This is a genomic window from Lunatimonas sp., assembly GCF_020832325.1.
Lineage (GTDB): Bacteria > Bacteroidota > Bacteroidia > Cytophagales > Cyclobacteriaceae > Lunatimonas.
In genome coordinates this window covers 1-19,744 of sequence record NZ_JAFIEU010000001.1, presented here as the reverse complement: position 1 = coordinate 19,744, position 19,744 = coordinate 1, and the positions used below count along the sequence as shown (strand labels likewise).

The window sequence follows — 19,744 nt, the reverse complement described above, 5'->3', positions numbered from 1 at the left end:
TACCGATATCGTAAACAGGTAGGCTACCATTGAAGCAAACAATTATAGACAGATGAAAAAGGAGGTTCGAGCCGAGATAATTGCCATTGGAGATGAATTACTCTACGGGCAAATTCAAGATACCAACAGCCATTGGATCAGCCAAGAACTGACCCAAATTGGCGTTCGGGTGGTCAGACGCACCACTGTAGGCGACAACCAAGAAGCTATCCTGAGTGCATTTGCTTTGGCAGAAAAAAATGCCGACATTATCTTGATGACTGGAGGACTGGGCCCCACGCAGGATGATCTCACAAAGCAATTGTTGGCCACATACTTTGATTGTACCCTAGAGCTGGTTCCAGAAGCGCTGGACGCTGTAAGAGTTTTTTTTGAGCGCCGGGGAAGGGAATTGACCGAGACCAATAAACTACAAGCCCACCTTCCTACGAAATGTACCTACGTGCCAAACGAAGTCGGCACCGCGCCTGGAATGTGGTTTGAAGAAAAGGGCTGCGTTTGGATGTCTATGCCTGGAGTACCCCATGAAATGAGAAAACTCATGACCGATTTTGTACTTCCTAAATTGAAGAGTTTGTATGACCTACCAGTGATTTACCATCAATTGATCCGGACCGTGGGTATTGGAGAAAGTTGGCTCTCTGACCTGATCAAAGATTGGGAAGATGCCCTCCCGGAAAACGTAAAACTCGCATACCTGCCCTCACTTGGAGAAGTGAAATTGAGACTTACCGCGTTTGCAGACGATATGGGCGCTGCATCGGGGGCCGTGGCTCGGCAATTGGACCTGCTAAAGCCCATGATTGAAAAATACATCTATGCCTATGGAAATATCCCAATGCACGAAGCCATAGGGAGCCTTTTGAACGAAAAAAACCAAAAGGTAGCTTTTGCCGAAAGCTGCTCGGGAGGCTATATTGCGCACCTGGTAACCTCCGTAGCGGGTGCGAGTGCGTATTTTCAAGGAGGCATCATTCCGTATCACAATACCTACAAGCAAACACTGTTAGGTGTGTCCGACGATACCCTGTCCTCACACGGCGCAGTAAGCGAGCAAACAGTCATTGAAATGGCCAAGGGCGTGAGAGAAAAATTCCAAACAGACTACGGGGTAGCCAGCAGCGGAATAGCAGGTCCCTCGGGAGGAACGGCAGATAAGCCAGTCGGAACAGTTTGGATAGCCTGTAGCTATCAAGGAGGCGTTGATACCAAATTACTACAACTCACACAAGACCGGTCGATAAATATACACCTTACAGCCATTTCTGCGTTGAACCTTCTCAGAACCTGCATTTTGAGAGAAACTTCCTGAAAATTTTGATTTTCAGGATAAATTAGAAGAAATTTAGAATTTAATTTTAATTGATACTCGAATACCCAAAAACAACTTATCATGGCTCTAATTGAAATGATAATGCCCAAAATGGGTGAAAGCATCTTTGAAGGTACCATCCTTACCTGGCTCAAAAAGGAAGGAGACAGCATCGAAGAGGATGAGTCTATTCTTGAAGTGGCCACAGATAAGGTTGATACAGAAGTACCGACGATCAAATCCGGTATTTTGAAAAAAATCCTCCTTCACGAAGGAGAAGTAGCAAAAGTAGGGCAGGCGATTGCGCTGATTGAAGTTCAGGAAGATTCCGAAGGGGATCCCCTTTCTGACTCAGAAGAAAACAGCGATTTAGCCAATGACCTGTTGGCGCTCGCACCGGCACATACAGACACCCTGGTAAGTGGGGTGGCATCCGGCGCATCGGGAAAAGTGCAGCAAGAAGATACCCGTTTTTATTCCCCTTTAGTGCGGTCTATTGCGAAAGCAGAGCAGATAAGTCCCGACGAATTGGTCCTAATTGAGGGTACCGGTAAAGACGGTCGGGTAACGAAAGGGGATATGTTTGCCTACCTAAAACGACGCGATCTGCATACCGGACACTCCACTGAAGTATCCACTTTCAAAACACCCAGAACGATCGTCAGTGGCAACGATGAGATTATCGAAATGGACCGCATGCGGAAGATGATCTCTGAGCGCATGTTGGAATCACAGCGTATTGCAGCCACGGTGACTTCTTTTGTAGAGGCGGATTTGACCAATTTGGTATTGTGGAGAAACCGGATCAAGGATGAGTATCAGCAGCGGGAAGGAGAAAAAATCACCTTTACGCCGGTCTTTGTTCAAGCGATCGCGCAGGCGCTGAAAGACTTCCCTATGATTAATATCTCCGTAGACCGGGACCGCATCATCAAGAAAAAAGACATCAACATTGGTGTGGCCGTAGCGTTACCAAACGGAAACCTGATCGTCCCCGTAATCAAAAATGCAGACACTTACAACTTGATCGGTCTGTCAAAAAAGGTCAATGAATTGGCGCTAAGGGGCCGCAAAAACCAACTTAATCCAGAAGACCTTACGGGGGGTACCTATACCCTTTCAAATATTGGGCCCTTTGGCAATATCATGGGAACCCCCATCATTATGCAGCCACAAGTGGCTATTTTGGCAGTGGGCACGATTGTCAAAAAACCGGCCGTACTGGAAACGCCTACGGGAGATGTCATTGCGATCAGACACAAAATGTACATGTCACATTCCTACGACCACCGTGTGGTAGACGGTGCGTTGGGAGGTATGTTTGTGCGGAGAGTGGCCGACTATTTAGAGGCCTTCGATGCAGACACCAAACTATGGTAGGTCCACGAGATTGCCGGGCTTGTAACTAATCGGGCACTTGGACCACTGTTAGTTTGGGGATTTTTTTTCGACAACCTTCGAGGCACAGGCGCGGACTTCCTTTAGGATATCTGGAATCTTCACCGGCTTGGTCAGGTAACTGCTCATTCCTGCATCCAGTGCTTGGTCTATGTCGCTCTGAAACACATTGGCCGAAAGGCCCACAATGTGGGGATGCGAACCGGATGCTTGACTTCGTATCACTTTAGTTGCCTCCAAGCCATTCATTCCCGGCATTTGGATATCCATGAATATGAGATCAAAGTGGGTTTCTTCAAACTGTTTGACCGCTTTCAGCCCATTGGGAGCAGAGGTAATGGTGTAGCCCATTTGATTCATCAGCATTTTCATGAACTGAAGATTGATTTCGTTGTCCTCCACGATCATGATTTTGAGTGGAAATTGATCGGCTATCATGGTCAGGTCTGGCATAGCTTGCTCTGCAATCTCCAAATCCACTGGAATGGAAGCTCGCTTTTCGATCTTTGCCATCACATTAAACGTAAATATAGAGCCTACCCCTACCTCGCTTTCTATCTGTAGCACACCACCCATCAACTCTATCAAACGATTGGCTATTGCCAACCCCAGACCTGTCCCCTTAAACTCATTGGTTTGGTACTCCTCCACTTGTGTAAAAGGTGTGGTTAAAAATGGGATCTTCTCCTTAGGTATGCCTATACCGCTATCTTTAACTTTTACATGGATGATCAAAGTCTCAGAGAAAAGCCGCTCTCCCCACACAGAGACATGAATCTCCCCTCCTTTAAACGAATATTTGACAGCATTTCCGATGATATTCAGCAAAATCTGGTTCAACTTTTCCCGGTCTGTTTCGATAATTTCGGGAATTGAATCAGCCACCTCCATCGCTATGTGAATACTTTTTGTCCCCGCCAATCCTGTAAACATGTTTACCACCTTTGCGAGCTCCCTTCGGACGTCAAAACTCACTTGATTCAACTCCAGTTTTCCAGCCTCAATCTTGGAGTAGTCCAGGATATCATTTACGATAGCCAGCAAGGCTTCTCCGGAGTCGGAAATAATGGAAACAAGCTTCTCTTGTTCCTTGGACATCTCGGTTTGCTTGAGCAGGGTGATGATACCCAAAAGGCCGTTCATGGGCGTACGGATTTCGTGGCTCATATTGGCCAAAAACCTGGATTTTTCTTGGTTCGCTTTTTCAGCGGCTTCCTTGGCCTCCTGTAGGCCCTTTTCCCAAAGTTTCTGACCAGTGATATCTCTCGCTACAGACATGACCCTATTTTCATCCAACTTGAAAAACCTCACTTCAAAATATACCCTACCAACGCTAAGGAGTAGATCCATTTCACGGGTTTGTATTTTTCCGGTCCGCACTGCTTTGTCAAATGCACCCATTAGCAGCCCACCGGTCTCCCCCTTTATCACGTCGTTGATTTTAAGTCCCATAGAATCGGCCGGAGACATCAACAGATAGGTTTCATCCTGCACGTAGTAATCCAGGAATACTCCTTCGTTGTCGTAAATGAAAATAATATCCGGGAGGCTTTTTAATACAGACCGGAGTCGATTTTCACTTCTGACCAATTCCTGATCTGCTTGGTACTTTTCATTGATATCGGTACATATGCCTACTCCTCCGTCAAAATTCCCATCCTCGTCATACAATAGACGCTCAAATATCCGCACCCGAATGATTTCGCCATTCTTTTTCCGTATATCCGTTTCGTAGACGAAATATTCGTTACCCAAGTCAATATCCTTTTGCACGGCATCCAAAAACGACTGAAAACCGTGGAGAAAAACTTCGCCATATCGATCTTTGCTCAAATCCCCGGGAGTATAACCGATAACGTTTTCAACATTTTCGCTCAATTGGTATAACGTCCAATCTTTTTCGTGATAAAAAATAAACCCCTTTGTTTGCTGAAGCAGCATAGTCTGTTGCTTGAGCAGTTGCTCAAGGTCTTCCGACTTCTTTTTCAGGAGCGCGTTGTTCTTGGTATTTATCTCAAAATACTTGTAGATAAAAAGTAGAACCGCCAGTAGCAGCCCAAACAGCAAAGCAAAGATGACAATGTAACTGCCATATATAGTAGATGTAATAAATCGTTTCTCTTGCGCAAAGACAAATGCAAACGTCTCTGAAATCTCGTGAAGCGTAAACGGATACTGAACAATCAAAGCCGGCGTGGGTTTGCCCTGCTGGATGATGAGGTTCCCCTCGTACTTGCCTCTTAGCCCACCAAGAAACTCTCTGTTTAACTTTTCGAATGCCACATTATCCAGCGAGAGTAGCTGCCCGCTTTCTGCCTCATCTAGCCCTAACAGCTTCCCCTTCTTCAGTACGAGCTTGTAGGTTCCTGCTCCAAGATAATAGTTCATCACAGACTCCATGAAAAAATTTGTCAGGTTTAACTTCAGCAAAAACCTAACATCGCCTCTGGGTGACTGTACCGCCAAGCAGGCCTCGCAATTATTCCCGGAAGGAGGAGTTTGCAGATTCCCCTTTTCAAAATAATTATTTGAGTTCAACTTATAAAAAAGCGTCTTGTCACCGTGCTGCACGTAGATTGTGTCTATTAGGCTGTAATAGTTATTTAACAGTCGCCTTGCTTTTGCGTCATCAAGCATCTCCAACAATTCCACATCGAGGCGTATCAAATTTTCGGGGGAGTTTGCAAAGGAAACCAACTCCTCATACAGATTGCTGAATTTTCGCTGCGCCTCGTTGGCGGCCAGCTCCACCTGTTTGCCCAGAAACTGATGTCTCGTTTCCAAAAGATTATCCGAAAGCGCCCGATAAAAAGTAAAAGCCAACACAATTATCAGTAAAACAGCAAATATCCCAAAGCCAAACAGCCACAGAAACAATCCCGATCTTGTATTGCGCTGCTTTTTCTTCATGTGTCTATAATTGTCTTTTTAATGGTCATCCAACTGTGCGTCGCTAGCGTCCTGCCTGTTCGCCTTCGGCGGACTCTATTTCATCATTCCATCGATTGTATGCTTAGCATGTACCAACCAAACAAATTCATGGGGCTGCAAAAAGCCTCTAATTTATCCCCATCCAAGTCAAACCGATAGGCTGCTTCCTTTTCCATTAAAAACTTTGCGGCCATTTGACGCACCTCTTTGCTTTTGCTTTTGAATAGGTTGAAATCCTCCTTTCGGAAATTATCTGCCAAAATCGTTTGGATGTACGTGTGGTTTCTCAGTGGAGGCATGCTTAGTGCCTCTATAGCCTGCTTACCACCCGCCACGATTGTTCCCTGTCCATCGATTATCATCAGGTTTCCATTGTTGTTGTCCGAGAAATAGGGCATCAAATCCGTCAAGGTGATATCGAACCCAAGTACGCCTTTACATTCATCCCCATGATAGACCGGGTGAATCAACGAAAGTATCCAACCCCTCCCGGCCGGATCAATGTAAATCTCATCTATCCAAACGTGCCCGCGGTCGGGGTTTCTGGCTTCAGTACCCAGATAAAAAAAGTTGAATGCCGTCACATCTATCTCCGGTTCAATGGTATTCATTAGGTCATAAGGAGGGTACACACGGGAGGTCTGACTTTTCGTGTTATAGTATACCTGAGCCACCATGGGGTACTTTTCGGTCAGCACCGGAAACACCCTGTCGAGTGGCTCTGTCAGATACACTTCCTCCACCGAGCGATCATGATCTTCAGCCAAATACGAAACAAACACCGTGCTTTCAGATGTCTCCCAATTTTGATTGCGAAACCAATCGTTTCTATCTATGAAGTATTTTGATTTATTGGCTACTTGTACCAAACTATCACGCAATAAATACAACCCCTCGGTAAATCGAGCCAACTCGGCAATCTCATCCTCCAATGGGATCAAATCAGTCTCTAATGCTTGAATTACAGAATCTAAAAAATCAAAATGAACATGACTTACCCTGCTTTCTTCTGACTTACATGAAGAAGAAATTAGTAAAACACCAAATGAAACAAAATAAAAATATTTCATCTACAAATAATTAAATCGAGGACAATTTAACTAATTTCAAGTTGATTTCTAAGTGTAAGATGCATTTCTTCGAACCTTTTTTTCACCGACTCCCAAAACATCCCCTCTAAAAAGGCTTCCAAACTTTGTTCGTCCAAGAGGTCTGATTCGGATACTTTAAACGTTTGCTCTACCATGCCGAGCTCAAACTTGAGCAGGTATTTGTTATTCCATGAAAACACGCTGATACGTATCCCCTCCTTCATAAGCTCTTTTACCACTCTCATTAGACAGGTATTATTTCACAGGAATGGGTAATCTCCGATTTGAGTGAGGAGGCTACAGAACAATATTTCTCTACTGCCAGTTTTACCACCTTTTGAAATTCCTCCAACGTAGCGTCCGGAGAGGAAAGGATAAACTTCAGGTGGATAGATTTATAGTACGCAGGTATACCCTCATCCCTATCTCCCTCTGCTTCTATTTTGAGATCGGTCACTTCTTTGCGTCTCTTTTTCAGCATCAACACAGCATCGATCGCCGAACATCCCGCCAAGGCAGACAACAACAGCTCCATCGGGGCTTGGTATTGCTTCTCGGTTGGATCCAACATATCAATTTTCACGGTGTTTCCCGTCGCATTTACCGACTCATATTGGTAATCGGAAAGCATCCTCAGTGTAATACTTCTCTTTGACATAGCAGCTAATTGATTTTTTATCTATATAAAACTAACCATTGACATCTTCCATCTACATTTCTCCAAAAGATTTGTCAATATACTCTCTTTATTTGTATCCTAAATTGAACCAAAGGCGGTCTACGGCGGCGTCTCAAATGGTGTTACCCATACTCCTGAAACAGACACAAAGGTACAGTGCACTTTCAAATCCAGCGCTTCGGTACACCAGCTTTTAACTGCCTGATACGTGTGATTGAACTTTCAGTAACGTTAGTAGGTGAACCTAAAGCTACTGAACTACCTACGAGAGTCAGAGAAAACCGACACGTACCCACAAACCAATTGATCTGTATCCCGGAAAAAACCACAACGTCCCGAGGTACACGTCGACCGCTCTTTGCTCATCGCCAATGTCAAAGATAATGCTTTCAACTCCAAAATAAATGACAATTAGCAGACTTTACCACCGAATGCCAAAAAGTACCGTGAAAATCGCCCAAAATAGTATAACTTAAGGGGATAAATACTATAAAGCACCGTAACGAATGAAGTTTTCTCTCTACTTGGGCAAATACAAGGGGATCAAAGTGTTCATACATTGGACCTTTTCGATTCTACTTCTCTGGATCATCATAGCCAACGCACGGTCCGGCATGGCAATTGACGATAGCGTATGGTCTGTGGTCTTTATTTTGGCAATTTTCTTTTGTGTTTTGTTACATGAGTTTGGCCATGCGTTGACCGCTCAGAAATATCAAATCCAAACCAAGGATATTATTTTATTACCCATAGGCGGGCTCGCCCGGCTTGAAAAAATCCCAGAAGATCCCCGGCAGGAACTCTACGTGGCGCTGGCAGGTCCGTTGGTTAATGTGGTCATCTTTTTTGTGCTTTCGATCGTAGTGTACATCAACGGCACTCAAATAGACCGTCTGGAAGACGTGCATCTGGACGGAGGCACCATCTTGCTATACTTGGCGTCTGCCAATCTCCTTTTGGCGGTGTTCAACATGCTGCCTGCGTTTCCGATGGACGGAGGCCGCGTCTTAAGGGCCCTCCTTTCTATCCGGATGGACCGCGTGCGAGCCACCCAAATAGCTGGCAGCATTGGTCAGATGCTGGCAATTGGGTTTGTATTCTTCGGTCTTTTTTACAACCCCATCATGGTCTTTATCGGGATATTTATTTTCTTGGGCGCTCAAGCCGAAGTTAACCATACCACTCAAACCTCTTTTTTAAAAGGGTTCCATGTGTCTGATGTGGTCATGGGAAATTTTCCCATCGTAGCCTACGATGCACCGTTGAAAAAAGCGATTGAAAAGCTCTTGGATGGCCAATCTACCCACTTTGTCGTCGTAAAGGACGATATGGCAATAGGCACTCTGAGCCGGGAGGACATTATCAAAGGCCTGCAATCGCATGGAGACCAAACCCTCATTACCGAGGTGGCCAACAAAAACCCGTTGAAACTAGAACTGCACCTTCCGCTAGAAGAAGCCGTAAAAAAAATGGCGTCAGAAAACACCAAAGTGGCCTTGGTATTCGAAGAACACCATTTCATGGGCATGTTGGACCAGGAAAACATCTCTGAGTTTATTATGGTTAAAAATGCCTTAGTAAAATGATGAACGTACCCACATCACCCCATCACTCCGAGATCAACGAATTAAAAGACCAACTCAACACTTCCGAGGCAGGGCTAACCCAACAAGAAGCGGAAAAGAGGCTCCAGCATTTTGGCTTAAATATTATTCCCGACAGAGGAAAGCGGCCTCTTTGGAAAATACTGTTGAAGCAGTTTAACAATCTGATGGTATACATCCTGCTCGTAGCTGCTTTTATTTCGTATTTGACGGGCCACATCATCGACGTGTACGTTATTTTTGGTATTGTCCTTATCAATGCCATCATCGGGTTCATCCAAGAATACAAAGCAGAAGATGCGGTTGCTTCCCTCAAAAACCTGCTGGTGCCGAAATGCAAAGTAATCCGCGACGGGCAGTTACTGACGGTTGATTCCAAGACGCTCGTTCCGGGAGATGTAATCGCGTTGGAGGAGGGAGACTTGATTCCCGCAGATGCGCGTATCTTCTCTCAGAAAAATGCCAGAGCCACCGAAGCCTCCTTAACCGGAGAAGCTGTTCCCGTGGAAAAAAGACCGGACTTAGTCCCTTTAGATACGCCCTTGGCAGAAAAATCAAACATGCTTTGGAAAAGCACTTTTTTGGCAAGCGGATCCGCAAAAGCCTGGGTGACCGGAACTGGACTGAACACCCAAATCGGAGAAATTGCCTCTACGCTCACCTCGATAAAACCCCAGAAAACTAACTTCCAACGGAAGACCGATAAGTTGGCCAAGCAAATGGCATTTATTGCGATCGGGAGTGCCATTATTCTGTTCATTGCCGCCTACTTTGGACGTGATGGAGATCTATCGGAAGTGCTACTTATCTCTATCGCAGCGCTGGTTTCCGCTATACCGGAAGGACTGCCTGCGGTACTTTCCATCGTATTGGCAATCGGATCCCACCGGATGTCCAAAAAAAATGCGATCATTCGGGAGTTTACCGCAACCGAAAGCCTTGGGTCAGTGTCTACGATCGTGACAGACAAGACGGGCACTCTCACCCAAAACACGATGACGATCAAGAAAATTTGGGCCTTTGGTCAGGATGAAATACAGGTGACTGGAGAAGGCTGGGAAAGCAGTGGCAAAATCAACTATGCAACGGTGCCCAAAGAGTCGGTCGATCTATTCCTGGAAATTGCAGCCCACTGCCATCAATCTTCGATTCACCAAAAAAAGAACGGTTCCTACCAGGTTACGGGAGATCCTACAGAGGCTGCGTTTCTCGTATTGGCACAGAAAGCAGGCAAAACCAAAGCACTTCCGATACAGGAAGATATGGCGTTTAGCTCTGAACTTAAATACCGATCTACCACCGTAGAAAAATCAGGAAACCTGATCAAATTTTTCCTTGGGGCTCCGGAAGCCATTTTGGAACGGTGTGCTTACTTTCAAAGTCCGGACGGAACCCCCCAACTTTTTGAAGCTACCCTATCCGAGGAAGTAATCCAAAACAAACTGGGCACTTGGTCAAAAGAAAGTCTTAGAGTACTTGCCTTGGCCTATAAACCATTGGATGACAAATCAGATGATGACAGCGGATTGATTTTCGTTGGTTTTGCAGGAATGATTGATCCCCCCAGGCCTGGAGTGAAAGAAGCCGTGGAATCCTGTCATCAGGCTGGAATCCGAGTGATCATGGCTACCGGAGACCATGCCGACACCGCATTGGCTATAGCGAAAAAAGTTGGGATCGTACGGGATGGCAGGGAGAAAGTGTACACCGATGCAGAACTTCAGCAAATGGATGAAGCGACATTTTCCAGGGCGATTCTGGAAGCGGATGTATTTTCCAGGTTAACGCCATTAATGAAACTGAAAATTGCGGAAGGCCTTCAGCAACACGGTGAGTTGGTAGCCATGACCGGAGATGGAGTTAACGACGCCCCTGCTTTAAAACAGGCGAATATCGGTGTCTCCATGGGCATCATGGGTACGGACGTTGCAAGGGACGCATCCATGATGGTGCTGGCCGACGATAACTTTGCCACCATCGTACACGCAGTGGAACAGGGACGTATCGTGTTCAATAACGCGAGAAGGACCAGTTTCTTCCTGGTTACAACCAATTTTGCCGAAATATTTACCCTGATCATAGCCGTGGCACTGGGATATCCCATTCCACTTACAGCAACCCAAATCCTTTGGATCAACCTGGTTACAGACGGTTTCTGTGACAAAGCATTGGCAGCGGAACAGGGACAGGGCAATGAGCTTCGAGCAAAGCCTATTCACCCGTCAGAAAACATCCTGAACAAGCAAATATTGCCGTTTTTGATCATTAATGCCTCGTACATGAGCCTTTTGGCGATAACAGCATTCATCTACTACCTTCCGGAAGGAGTGGCGAAGGCACGTACTGTTACCTTTATCGTTCTGGCATTTTGCCAACTGTTTAATGTCTTCAATATGAGAAATCTGCGAGGATCTAGTTTCCGAATAGGATTGTTCAGCAACAAATGGGTAAATTATGCTCTTGCAGTATCAGTGATCATTCAAGTCCTAATCATCGAAGTGCCCCCCTTGGCTGAGTTATTTTCCTTCCAACCCATTAAGGCGCATGAGTTCCTGTTTTGGGTTGTGATGGCATCTTTTGTCCTTTGGATTGCGGAGATTTATAAAAGGTTTGGCCTACCCAAACCGGGCAGCGAAACAAATAAATAAACCGACCAACCTTCTAGGCTTCTCGCTCCACTTTCAAAAATGTAACCACAAACTCCGTCCCCGACTCTGAATCACTTAATAGCTGAATACATCCTTTGTTGTTTACCACAAACTGCTTTACCAGCATAAGACCTAACCCTGAACCGGTCTCATTGGCGGTACCTACTTGAGAGCTTAACCGGATGTTTTCCGATGAGTTAAATACAGACTGGACACCCTCATCCATGCCCTTACCACTGTTGCGCAGGTGAATGCTTACGCTGTTTCCATCTTGGACATATGATATATGGATTTGCCCGCCATAAGGCGTAAACTTGATGGCATTATGGAGTAGGTTTTGAATAATCACCTGAAAATGGCCACGGTCCACCCAAATTGGGGACTGACCACCTTGCTTGTGTCGAACCACTAAGCCCTTGGATTTTGCCTGAAAATCGTAGGCACCAATTAACTCTTCGATTTCCTTCCAAGGGTAAACCACCTCAAATTTCGGATGGATATTATCGATCTGCTCATTTACCCATTTTAAGATATTATTCAGCATGTTGTCTGTTTTCACTACTTGGGTATACAACAAGTCCAACGCTTCATCCTTCTGACTATCTTCAAAAAAACCCTCCCGGTACATTTCCAGAATTTGTAAAATGGAGTGTAACGGTGACCGTAAGTCATGAGCTACAATGGAGAGCAGCTTGTCTTTCGTTTGGTTGATTTCCAGAAGCGATTGGTTCTGTTTTTGAATCTGATGCTTTTGAAATTCAATGGACCGATTTTTCTCTTCCAAATCTCGACTATATCCTTCCTTTAGACGAAGGTTTCTACGAAACGATAACAACAAGCCTACCAAAAGCATAAAGCCCGCGGTCGAAAAAACCAAGCCATAATTTCTACGTTTTACGGTTTGTCTGGCCAACTCATTTTCCGCCAATAATTTTTGATTATCTGCTTTAGAAAGTCGTAGGTGCAATTGACCTAACTGACGATCCTTGGCATCATTGTATAGACTATCACTGTATACTTTGTTTAACCGGACAAACTTTACAGCTTCGGCAAACTTCCCTGATGCTTCGAAAATATCTGACAAAATCGAAGTAGCTCGTTCAAGATCCCAATAAGCCCCAACCCGATCCGCAAACTCGTACCCTAACAAACCAGCTTTTTCCGCCGCTTCGAATTGGCCTAATCGATGGTATACCTCGGCCAAACCGGTATAGGCGTAGGCCTTTTCCCAATTATTCACCTCGCTTTGATTTTCCAATACCCCTAAATAATAAGACTCCGCTAGGGTGTAATCACCCATCAAAAAAGAAATCTTACCTAGGCGGTTTTTTGACATGACAGCATAGACGTGATCGTCCCGATCCGCTAAAAACTCTAAACTCTGCAGTAGGTAGGTCTTACCTTCCTCATAGCGCTTCAATTCCTCTAAAGCGATACTAAGATTGATAAGGTTTTTTGAAATTGAGATACTGTCATTTAACTTCCTGTTCTCCCGCAAACAGCTTTCCCAAACATCGATTGCCTCCTCAAATGCTTTTTCCGAAAGGTAAATTAGACCTACGCCATTCATGGAAAATACCAGCCCCTCGCTGTCACCCTGACGTTCAAAAACCTCCTTTGCAGATAAAAAATAATCGAACGATTTTTCGTAATCACCCGATATATAATAAACAACTGCCAAGCGGTTTAATGTGGTAGCATACAATACAGAATCATCGCCAATAGCAGCAAGTTCATTCGCTGCCTTCGCAAAAAACAATGCTGAATCCTTGTTATTGTATTGTACTTGTTCCGCTTTCACCAAGTAATCCCGCACAATAGAACTGTCCTGTGCATAGACGCTCGATCCTACCCAAAACAGGTATAGGACCAAAAAATAACGGTTTTTCATTTGGTGTCCCCTCTTCTTCCTTTACCGTAATACCCCACCACTCAAAATAATACTATCTATGCCTCAAATTTATTTTATTTTTTTGAGATTTCCGCCATTGTACCAGAAATAATTTACAAATGACCTCAAATCCATAAATAACTCATTTTGTAGGGTTTGTGGCTAAATCAATAAATCAAAACGGTGCTGCGACAAAACTTTTTTAAATGCTTCAACCCTAACCAATATACCTCACCATTCAACTTGAAATAGGTCAAAAAAAATAATAGTATATACAAATTTATCATCTACCATGCTGTCCGTTGGATATCGATGCACACGTGCAACTAGGGGAATTCGTCCGACAAAACAGCAACTCTCCTTCCAGGATGATAAATCTTCTTTACCTCGCCACACACCAACATCCTGTCGCCATAGTAAGGGTTTCGGATCTCTTTCTCCGCACTTAACCAATAAGCTCCCTGATCTCGAAAAGCCATGGGACAGTATTGCCGGTAAATGGTGTTCTCCGTTACTCCGAAATACTCCACAGCCTCTATCAAGTTGTCAGAAAGCGTCTCGAAATGTTTTCTCTGCTCTTCCACATCGGTGGTTTGGGCGATTTTATCCAAACTGCCTTGCATAGGCCTCAACAAATCCATCCAAATATCATGGGCCTTTCCTTCCAATAGCTTCATATCCATTTTGGACAAACTGGCTTTGGCTGGAGTGATTGTCTTTTGAGTGGCATCCGCATCGGTTTTCACCAAGGCATCTTTGATGGGCAGGTAACTTTGAACAAATGTGGTCAGTTGCTTTCTAAACTCCTCGGGTACATCTAAAGTCTTCACTTCAGGCTTGGTCATCATGCTGTAATTCCCGCTCAACTGAGCTGCTGCGTCTATGGCAAAAACCCCATTGGAAACTACCTGATCACCTTCCTCTACGCCAGACAAGACCAAGTAGTCATCTCCTACCTTAGCCCCGATTTCAATTTCCCGCATTTCAAAAGCAGGAGCTTCTTTATCCCCTACTTGAACATACACCACAGATCTTGGACCTGTCCACAAAATGGCCGTTTTAGGAATCATCAAGCCAGAGGCAGTCGCTTGCGATGTGGAGATGATGGCAGAAACAAACATTTCAGGCTTCAATTCAAAATTACGGTTGACCGCTTCTGCCCTTATTCCAACTGTACGGGTATCAGGATTGAGCACAGGGTCAATGTATGTTACTTTAGCCTTGAACTCTCTGCCAGGATAGGAAGAAACTTGAAAACTCAAATCATCTCCCTTTTTGACCGCACCCAAATCAGATTCATAGGCATCCAACATCACCCACACAGAACTCAAGTCCACGATTTCAAAAAGGGCTGAGCCTCTATTGACAAAGTCTCCAACAGCTATATTGCGGGCTGATACTACTCCTGCTACATCTGAAAAGACATCAAATTGGGTTTTCACCTGGCCTGAACTTTCAATAGCCGCAATTTGATCATCAGAGATTTTCCAGAGCTTCAATTTCTCCTTGGCAGCCTGATACAATGCAGGCTGCCGCTCTTTGATTTTGGCTGTCTCCAAAAGCTCCTTCTGAGCATTGACCAATTCAGGAGAATAAAGCGTGGCGAGTTTTTCACCTCTTCTTACTTCCTGACCGGTGAAGTTGACAAACAGCTGATCTACCCGTCCAGCATAATTGGCCGTCAAACTCTTCACCCTTTGCTCGTTAGGTTGGATTTTACCCGTAAGTGTAAGTTTCCCAGAGCCGGATCCGTACTTCACACGAGTGGTCTGCACATTGGAAAGGGCAACTGCCTCGGGCGTGATCTCCAAGATAAAAGGACTGGACTGTCCATTTTTCTTATTGCTTACAGGAGTCAGTGCCATGCCACAAAGTGGACATTGCCCCGGTTCATTTTGACGGATTTGCGGATGCATAGAACAAGTGTACTCCACCCCGTTTTCGTCAATATGGGTATGTTCGTGATCAGGATGTTCTTCTACGCCCCCACGAATTAAGTAGCCTGCTAAAGCTCCAAAGAAGAGGCAGCCGAGGATGATGATTAAGATATTTTTATTTGTTTTCATATTTTTTTAGATATGAGATATGAGATATGAGACAGTTGACCTTTGAGGTTTTCAAAACCTCGAAGGTCTTCATTGGAATTAAACCTTCGAGGTCTGAAAAAGACCTCAATGGTTCCAGCAATGACCTTTGGGGTTTTTAGAACCCCGAAGGTCTTCATTCTAGTTTTTCACAAAACCTTCGAGGTCTGAAAAAGACTTCAAGGTTATAGCAATGACCTTTGAGGTTTTCAAATCCTCGAAGGTCTTCATTTGGAATTAAACCTTCGAGGTCTGAAAAAGACCTCAAAGGTTATATACCAACCAAAGTCTTCATTTTGGCCAATTGTATTTCCCTATCAATTTTTGTATTCAAAGCATTCAACCTGAAAGCCAGTAATTCTCTTTGGATATTGAGGATTTCTTCAAAGGAACTTCCTTCGGTAGCATAAGAAGTGACAGAAAGTTCAAGGGTCTGCTCTGTCAATTCGATTTGTTCTTCCAAGAGCCTTATCTTTCTTTCAGAATCTTTGATATTAGCCAGGATGCTTTCAAATTCGGTTTCCAGATTTCTTTGTAAATCCTCTTTTTGCTTTTCATTCGCTTCCCAATACAACTTGGATTCCGCTTCCATTGCCTTGTATTTCTTCCTGTAAATCGGTAAAGTCACAGTTGCCATTGGCATGACCATGTTGTTACCCATACCGGCAGGCATGTAATTCATTCCACCAACCATTCCGGATTCAGGCCTTGGAGAAAAGACCATATAATTCAAGCCCAGTCCAAACATTGGCTTTCCCTCAAGTTTTGCCATTTCACCCTGCTTTTTAAAAGCCAAACCTTCTTTTTCCAGCATCAGCAGCATGGGGTTAGTTTCAAAAATCTGCTCCAACATTTCCACTTCCCAACCCAAGGCTTTTTGACTTTCCAACTGGCTTTCAATGACTACGGCTTCATTTTTATCCCTACCCAATAATTGATTGAAACGGACTGTCAGTGCACGTTTATCCACCTCCAACTGTTCCAAATCACTTTCCAATGCCTTGATCTGAACTTGTAGGCGCAGAACATCTGTAAGTTTGCCTGAGCCTCCACCCGAGCCCATTGTAGACATTGCTGACGAACCTCCGGATTGGGCAAACCCTCCTGAAGAAGATCCACTTCCTCCCATACCCATACCATCTGAGCCGGAGCTTTGGCCAGGTCTTGAGGAACTTCTTACCGCATTGGAAACAGAGGTAACAGCCGCAGAAGTATTCCCTCCCTGATATCGGATGATGGCCAATTCTTCCAAAGACTTCAAAATCTCCAGATTGGAAGCCGAGATATCCATGGTGTTTTGCAATTGCTGCAATTGGAAATAAGTCTCTTTTACCTGATACAGCAGTAGATTCCTTTGCTGTCTAAATTCCTCATACTTAGCTTCAGCCATCAGCGTAGCTTCATCCTTCTGGGTTTTCAACATCCCAAACCAAGGAAACATCTGCATCACCGAAGCCTCACCCCGCTGATTCCCCATCAACAACTCCATAGGTCTTGTGAAGACGCCTATGTTTAATTGGGGGCTTTCCAAACTAACCTGATTTGTTTTCTCCAAAGAAGCCTGATACCCTTTAAAGGAAGCTTGAAGGAAGGGGTTATTATCAATTGCTAATTCGAGGTATTGATCTAATGTTTGGGAGTTTGATTGAAATATGGTGGAAATAAGTAGAAATATGGTAAAAATAATATACAGCATTAGACCCTTTTCTCTTTTTATCACCATTTGAAATACATAGAAATATGGTTGAAATATGGTTGAAATAGTTTTAAGCATTAGACCTTTTTTTCTAAAGCCAACTCTTTGAGATAAATTGAAATTTGAAAGCAATAAGGAAGAAATAAGTAGAAATAGGGTGGAAATAGATTTTAGCATCAGACCTTTATCCATTTTATTTACTATTTGATAAAAGGCTGAAATAGATCTCTTCTTTAAACTTTTAAAAGTATTTGGCTGCTCTATGTGAATAAGTATATCATTAATTCCTGCCATTCTCTCCTCCTTTCTTTGATTCGTAGGTTTTTGAAATCATATTATTCAATTTGATTTGAAGAGGTTTATGAATTACACAGATTTGATCCGATTCTTCCTGAGAAATCTGACCTCTTTCGAATCCAAGATCTAACCAATGTTCTTTCCCTTCTGATAAAGAGGCTCTGGAAATAAAATAGAATCGCATCTTCTCTAAATAATGATATCGACCATATCCTTCCGCAATGTTAGCCCCTACAGAATCTATAGATTCAAGCATCTGATCTCCCCAAGTCTTTTTTTCTTGATAAGATAGCCTGCTATTAATCCCCCATGCTATCGCCGACAGCTTCCTTGATAACTGGTATATCTCGAGGTCCTTTAACTGAATGAATTTCTTTTTCCCATCCATCATTTTTCTATTTAAGTAATTCAATCATATTTCGGCAAATCCTTATTTCAACTCTATTTCGCCGATCCTGCCTACCGCAGGCAGGGGAATATTTCAACTTTATTTCGTCCCAGACATATTTCAATCCTATTTCGCCGAAGGCATATTTCAACCCTATTTCGCCGAAGGCATATTTCGCGAAGCATATTTCAACTTTACTTCAACATATTTCCCATATAACACCGGCACAATAAATAATGAAATAAGTGCCACCGTCATTCCCCCAAAAGCCGGAATGGCCATAGGGATCATGATGTCAGAACCTCTTCCTGAACTTGTAAGAACTGGCAACAAAGCGAGCAATGTAGTGGCCGTTGTCATCAAACAAGGCCTAACCCTTTTCAAGCCAGCTTCCAATACTGCTTTGTGGACTTCTTTGACATTCTCAGGTTGGATCTTTTCGAAACTTTGCTTCAGATAAGTTCCCATCACAACCCCATCATCTGTAGCAATCCCAAACAGGGCAATAAAACCTACCCATACCGCCACAGAAAGATTGAATGTGCGCATCTGGAAGAGTTCCCGGATATTGGTACCAAGGAAGTTGAAATCGAAAAACCAACCTTGACCATAAAACCACAACATCATAAAGCCTCCCGAAAAGGCCATGGCTATTGCTGAGAATATCATCAGCACCATGGCTGTCGATCGGAACTGCAAATACAAAATCAGGAATATCACTGCCAAGGATAGCGGGATCACAATCGCCAAGCGCTTCTCTGCACGGATTTGGTTTTCGTAGCTTCCCGAGAAAGTATAAGAAACTCCAGCAGGAACATCCAATTCTCCAGAATTGATTTTATTTTGGATAAATGCCCTGGCATCATCTACTACTGTACCTTCAGCAAACCCCTCTCGCTTGTCAAAAAGCACATAACCCACCAAGAAGGTATTTTCTCCACGGATCATCATCGGCCCGGGACGGTAATTGATCTCGGCCATTTGACCCAACGGAATCTGTGCCCCCGTCGGAGTACTGATCAGAATCCGCTTCAAGGCCTCTGGATCATCCCTATACTCTCTGGCATATCGGGCACGGATGGCATAACGCTCACGACCTTCTACAGTTGTACTCAAAGTCATACCTCCTATAGCGACTTCAATAAACTCCTGCACATCAGCTATATTCAACCCATACCTACCCAACTTAGTCCTATCCAAATCAATTTCCAGATAGGGTTTACCTAAAGAACGGTCAGCAAAAACGGCCTCTCCTTTGACAGAAGGCACTTCCTTTAGGAGGTTTTCTAATTTCAAACTGAAACTCTCAATGGTCTCTAAATCTGGCCCATAAACCTTCATCCCCATAGGAGCACGCATGCCTGTTTGCAACATGACCAAGCGGGTTTCGATAGGTTGTAGTTTTGGCGCAGAAGTTACTCCTGGAATATTGGAAGTACGGATTTGGATTTCATCCCAGATATCATCCGGAGTACGGATTTCATCTCTCCATTGACGAAAGTATTGCCCTCTTCTTTCATCAGAAACCAGGTATTTAGCAACATTTCGTGCTATCCCCCTTCTTCTGGATTCTTCCATATAGTTTTTATCATCATCCCAGATGGCTCCATCCTGACGGTCAAACCACCAGTTTTTACCATCCACCTGAAGTTGATAATTCCCCTCCCTATCTACTTTAAAGCGGAGTTTTTGGGCATCATCATCCTGAATATATTCCGTCTTGTA

At 44.1% G+C, this 19,744-nt stretch carries 13 protein-coding genes; 4 read left to right on the top strand and 9 right to left on the bottom strand.

The features are described 5' to 3' along the window. Positions 1-52: 52 nt before the first annotated feature. Both JJU34_RS00065 and JJU34_RS00060 read left to right on the top strand, forming a co-directional pair. On the top strand, positions 53-1,312 hold the full coding sequence (locus JJU34_RS00065; RefSeq protein ID WP_228690257.1) for a competence/damage-inducible protein A: 1,260 nt from the start codon (positions 53-55) through the stop codon (positions 1,310-1,312). 81 nt (positions 1,313-1,393) lie between these two features. Then, a complete protein-coding gene (locus tag JJU34_RS00060; protein WP_228690256.1) occupies positions 1,394-2,692 on the top strand; it encodes a dihydrolipoamide acetyltransferase family protein in 1,299 nt (432 codons plus the stop codon). Between the two features lie 48 nt (positions 2,693-2,740). On the opposite strand, the gene JJU34_RS00055 is transcribed toward JJU34_RS00060, so the two are convergent. The 4 genes from JJU34_RS00055 to JJU34_RS00040 all read right to left on the bottom strand — a co-directional run bounded on the left by JJU34_RS00055 (position 2,741) and on the right by JJU34_RS00040 (position 7,390). Next, positions 2,741-5,620, bottom strand: a complete 2,880-nt coding sequence (locus tag JJU34_RS00055; protein ID WP_228690255.1) for a PAS domain-containing hybrid sensor histidine kinase/response regulator — start codon at positions 5,618-5,620, stop codon at positions 2,741-2,743. A gap of 83 nt (positions 5,621-5,703) precedes the next feature. Then, entirely contained in the window at positions 5,704-6,711 is a 1,008-nt protein-coding gene (locus JJU34_RS00050; protein WP_228690254.1) for a cache domain-containing protein, read from the bottom strand. A gap of 26 nt (positions 6,712-6,737) precedes the next feature. Next, the gene (locus JJU34_RS00045) at positions 6,738-6,977 is read right to left on the bottom strand and encodes a hypothetical protein (RefSeq protein WP_228690253.1); all 240 of its coding nucleotides are present in this window, start codon (positions 6,975-6,977) and stop codon (positions 6,738-6,740) included. Continuing rightward, positions 6,977-7,390, bottom strand: coding sequence for an OsmC family protein (locus JJU34_RS00040; protein ID WP_228690252.1), 414 nt, complete (start codon positions 7,388-7,390; stop codon positions 6,977-6,979). Before JJU34_RS00040 ends, JJU34_RS00045 begins: the two co-directional genes overlap by 1 nt. Positions 7,391-7,917: 527 nt before the next feature. On the opposite strand from JJU34_RS00040, the gene JJU34_RS00035 reads away from it, so the two are divergent. Further along, entirely contained in the window at positions 7,918-8,997 is a 1,080-nt protein-coding gene (locus JJU34_RS00035) for a site-2 protease family protein (protein WP_228690251.1), read from the top strand. After that, complete coding sequence (locus JJU34_RS00030; RefSeq protein WP_228690250.1) at positions 8,994-11,663, top strand: HAD-IC family P-type ATPase; 2,670 nt, start codon at positions 8,994-8,996, stop codon at positions 11,661-11,663. Before JJU34_RS00035 ends, JJU34_RS00030 begins: the two co-directional genes overlap by 4 nt. A gap of 13 nt (positions 11,664-11,676) precedes the next feature. Here JJU34_RS00030 and JJU34_RS00025 read toward each other — a convergent pair whose 3' ends face one another. The 5 genes from JJU34_RS00025 to JJU34_RS00005 all read right to left on the bottom strand — a co-directional run. Beyond that, a complete protein-coding gene (locus tag JJU34_RS00025; protein ID WP_228690249.1) occupies positions 11,677-13,554 on the bottom strand; it encodes a tetratricopeptide repeat protein in 1,878 nt (625 codons plus the stop codon). Positions 13,555-13,880: 326 nt separating this feature from the next. Further along, a complete protein-coding gene (locus JJU34_RS00020; RefSeq protein ID WP_228690248.1) occupies positions 13,881-15,620 on the bottom strand; it encodes an efflux RND transporter periplasmic adaptor subunit in 1,740 nt (579 codons plus the stop codon). 289 nt (positions 15,621-15,909) lie between these two features. Further along, positions 15,910-17,628 carry a TolC family protein gene (locus tag JJU34_RS00015; protein WP_228690247.1) on the bottom strand — a complete coding sequence of 573 codons (1,719 nt, stop codon included), beginning with the start codon at positions 17,626-17,628 and terminating at the stop codon, positions 15,910-15,912. Further along, on the bottom strand, positions 17,615-18,022 hold the full coding sequence (locus JJU34_RS00010) for a four helix bundle protein (RefSeq protein WP_228690246.1): 408 nt from the start codon (positions 18,020-18,022) through the stop codon (positions 17,615-17,617). The genes JJU34_RS00015 and JJU34_RS00010 overlap by 14 nt, the downstream gene beginning before the upstream one ends. 150 nt (positions 18,023-18,172) lie before the next feature. Next, positions 18,173-19,744, bottom strand: a 1,572-nt coding sequence (locus JJU34_RS00005) for an efflux RND transporter permease subunit (RefSeq protein ID WP_228690245.1), incomplete at its 5' end; no start/stop codon positions are given.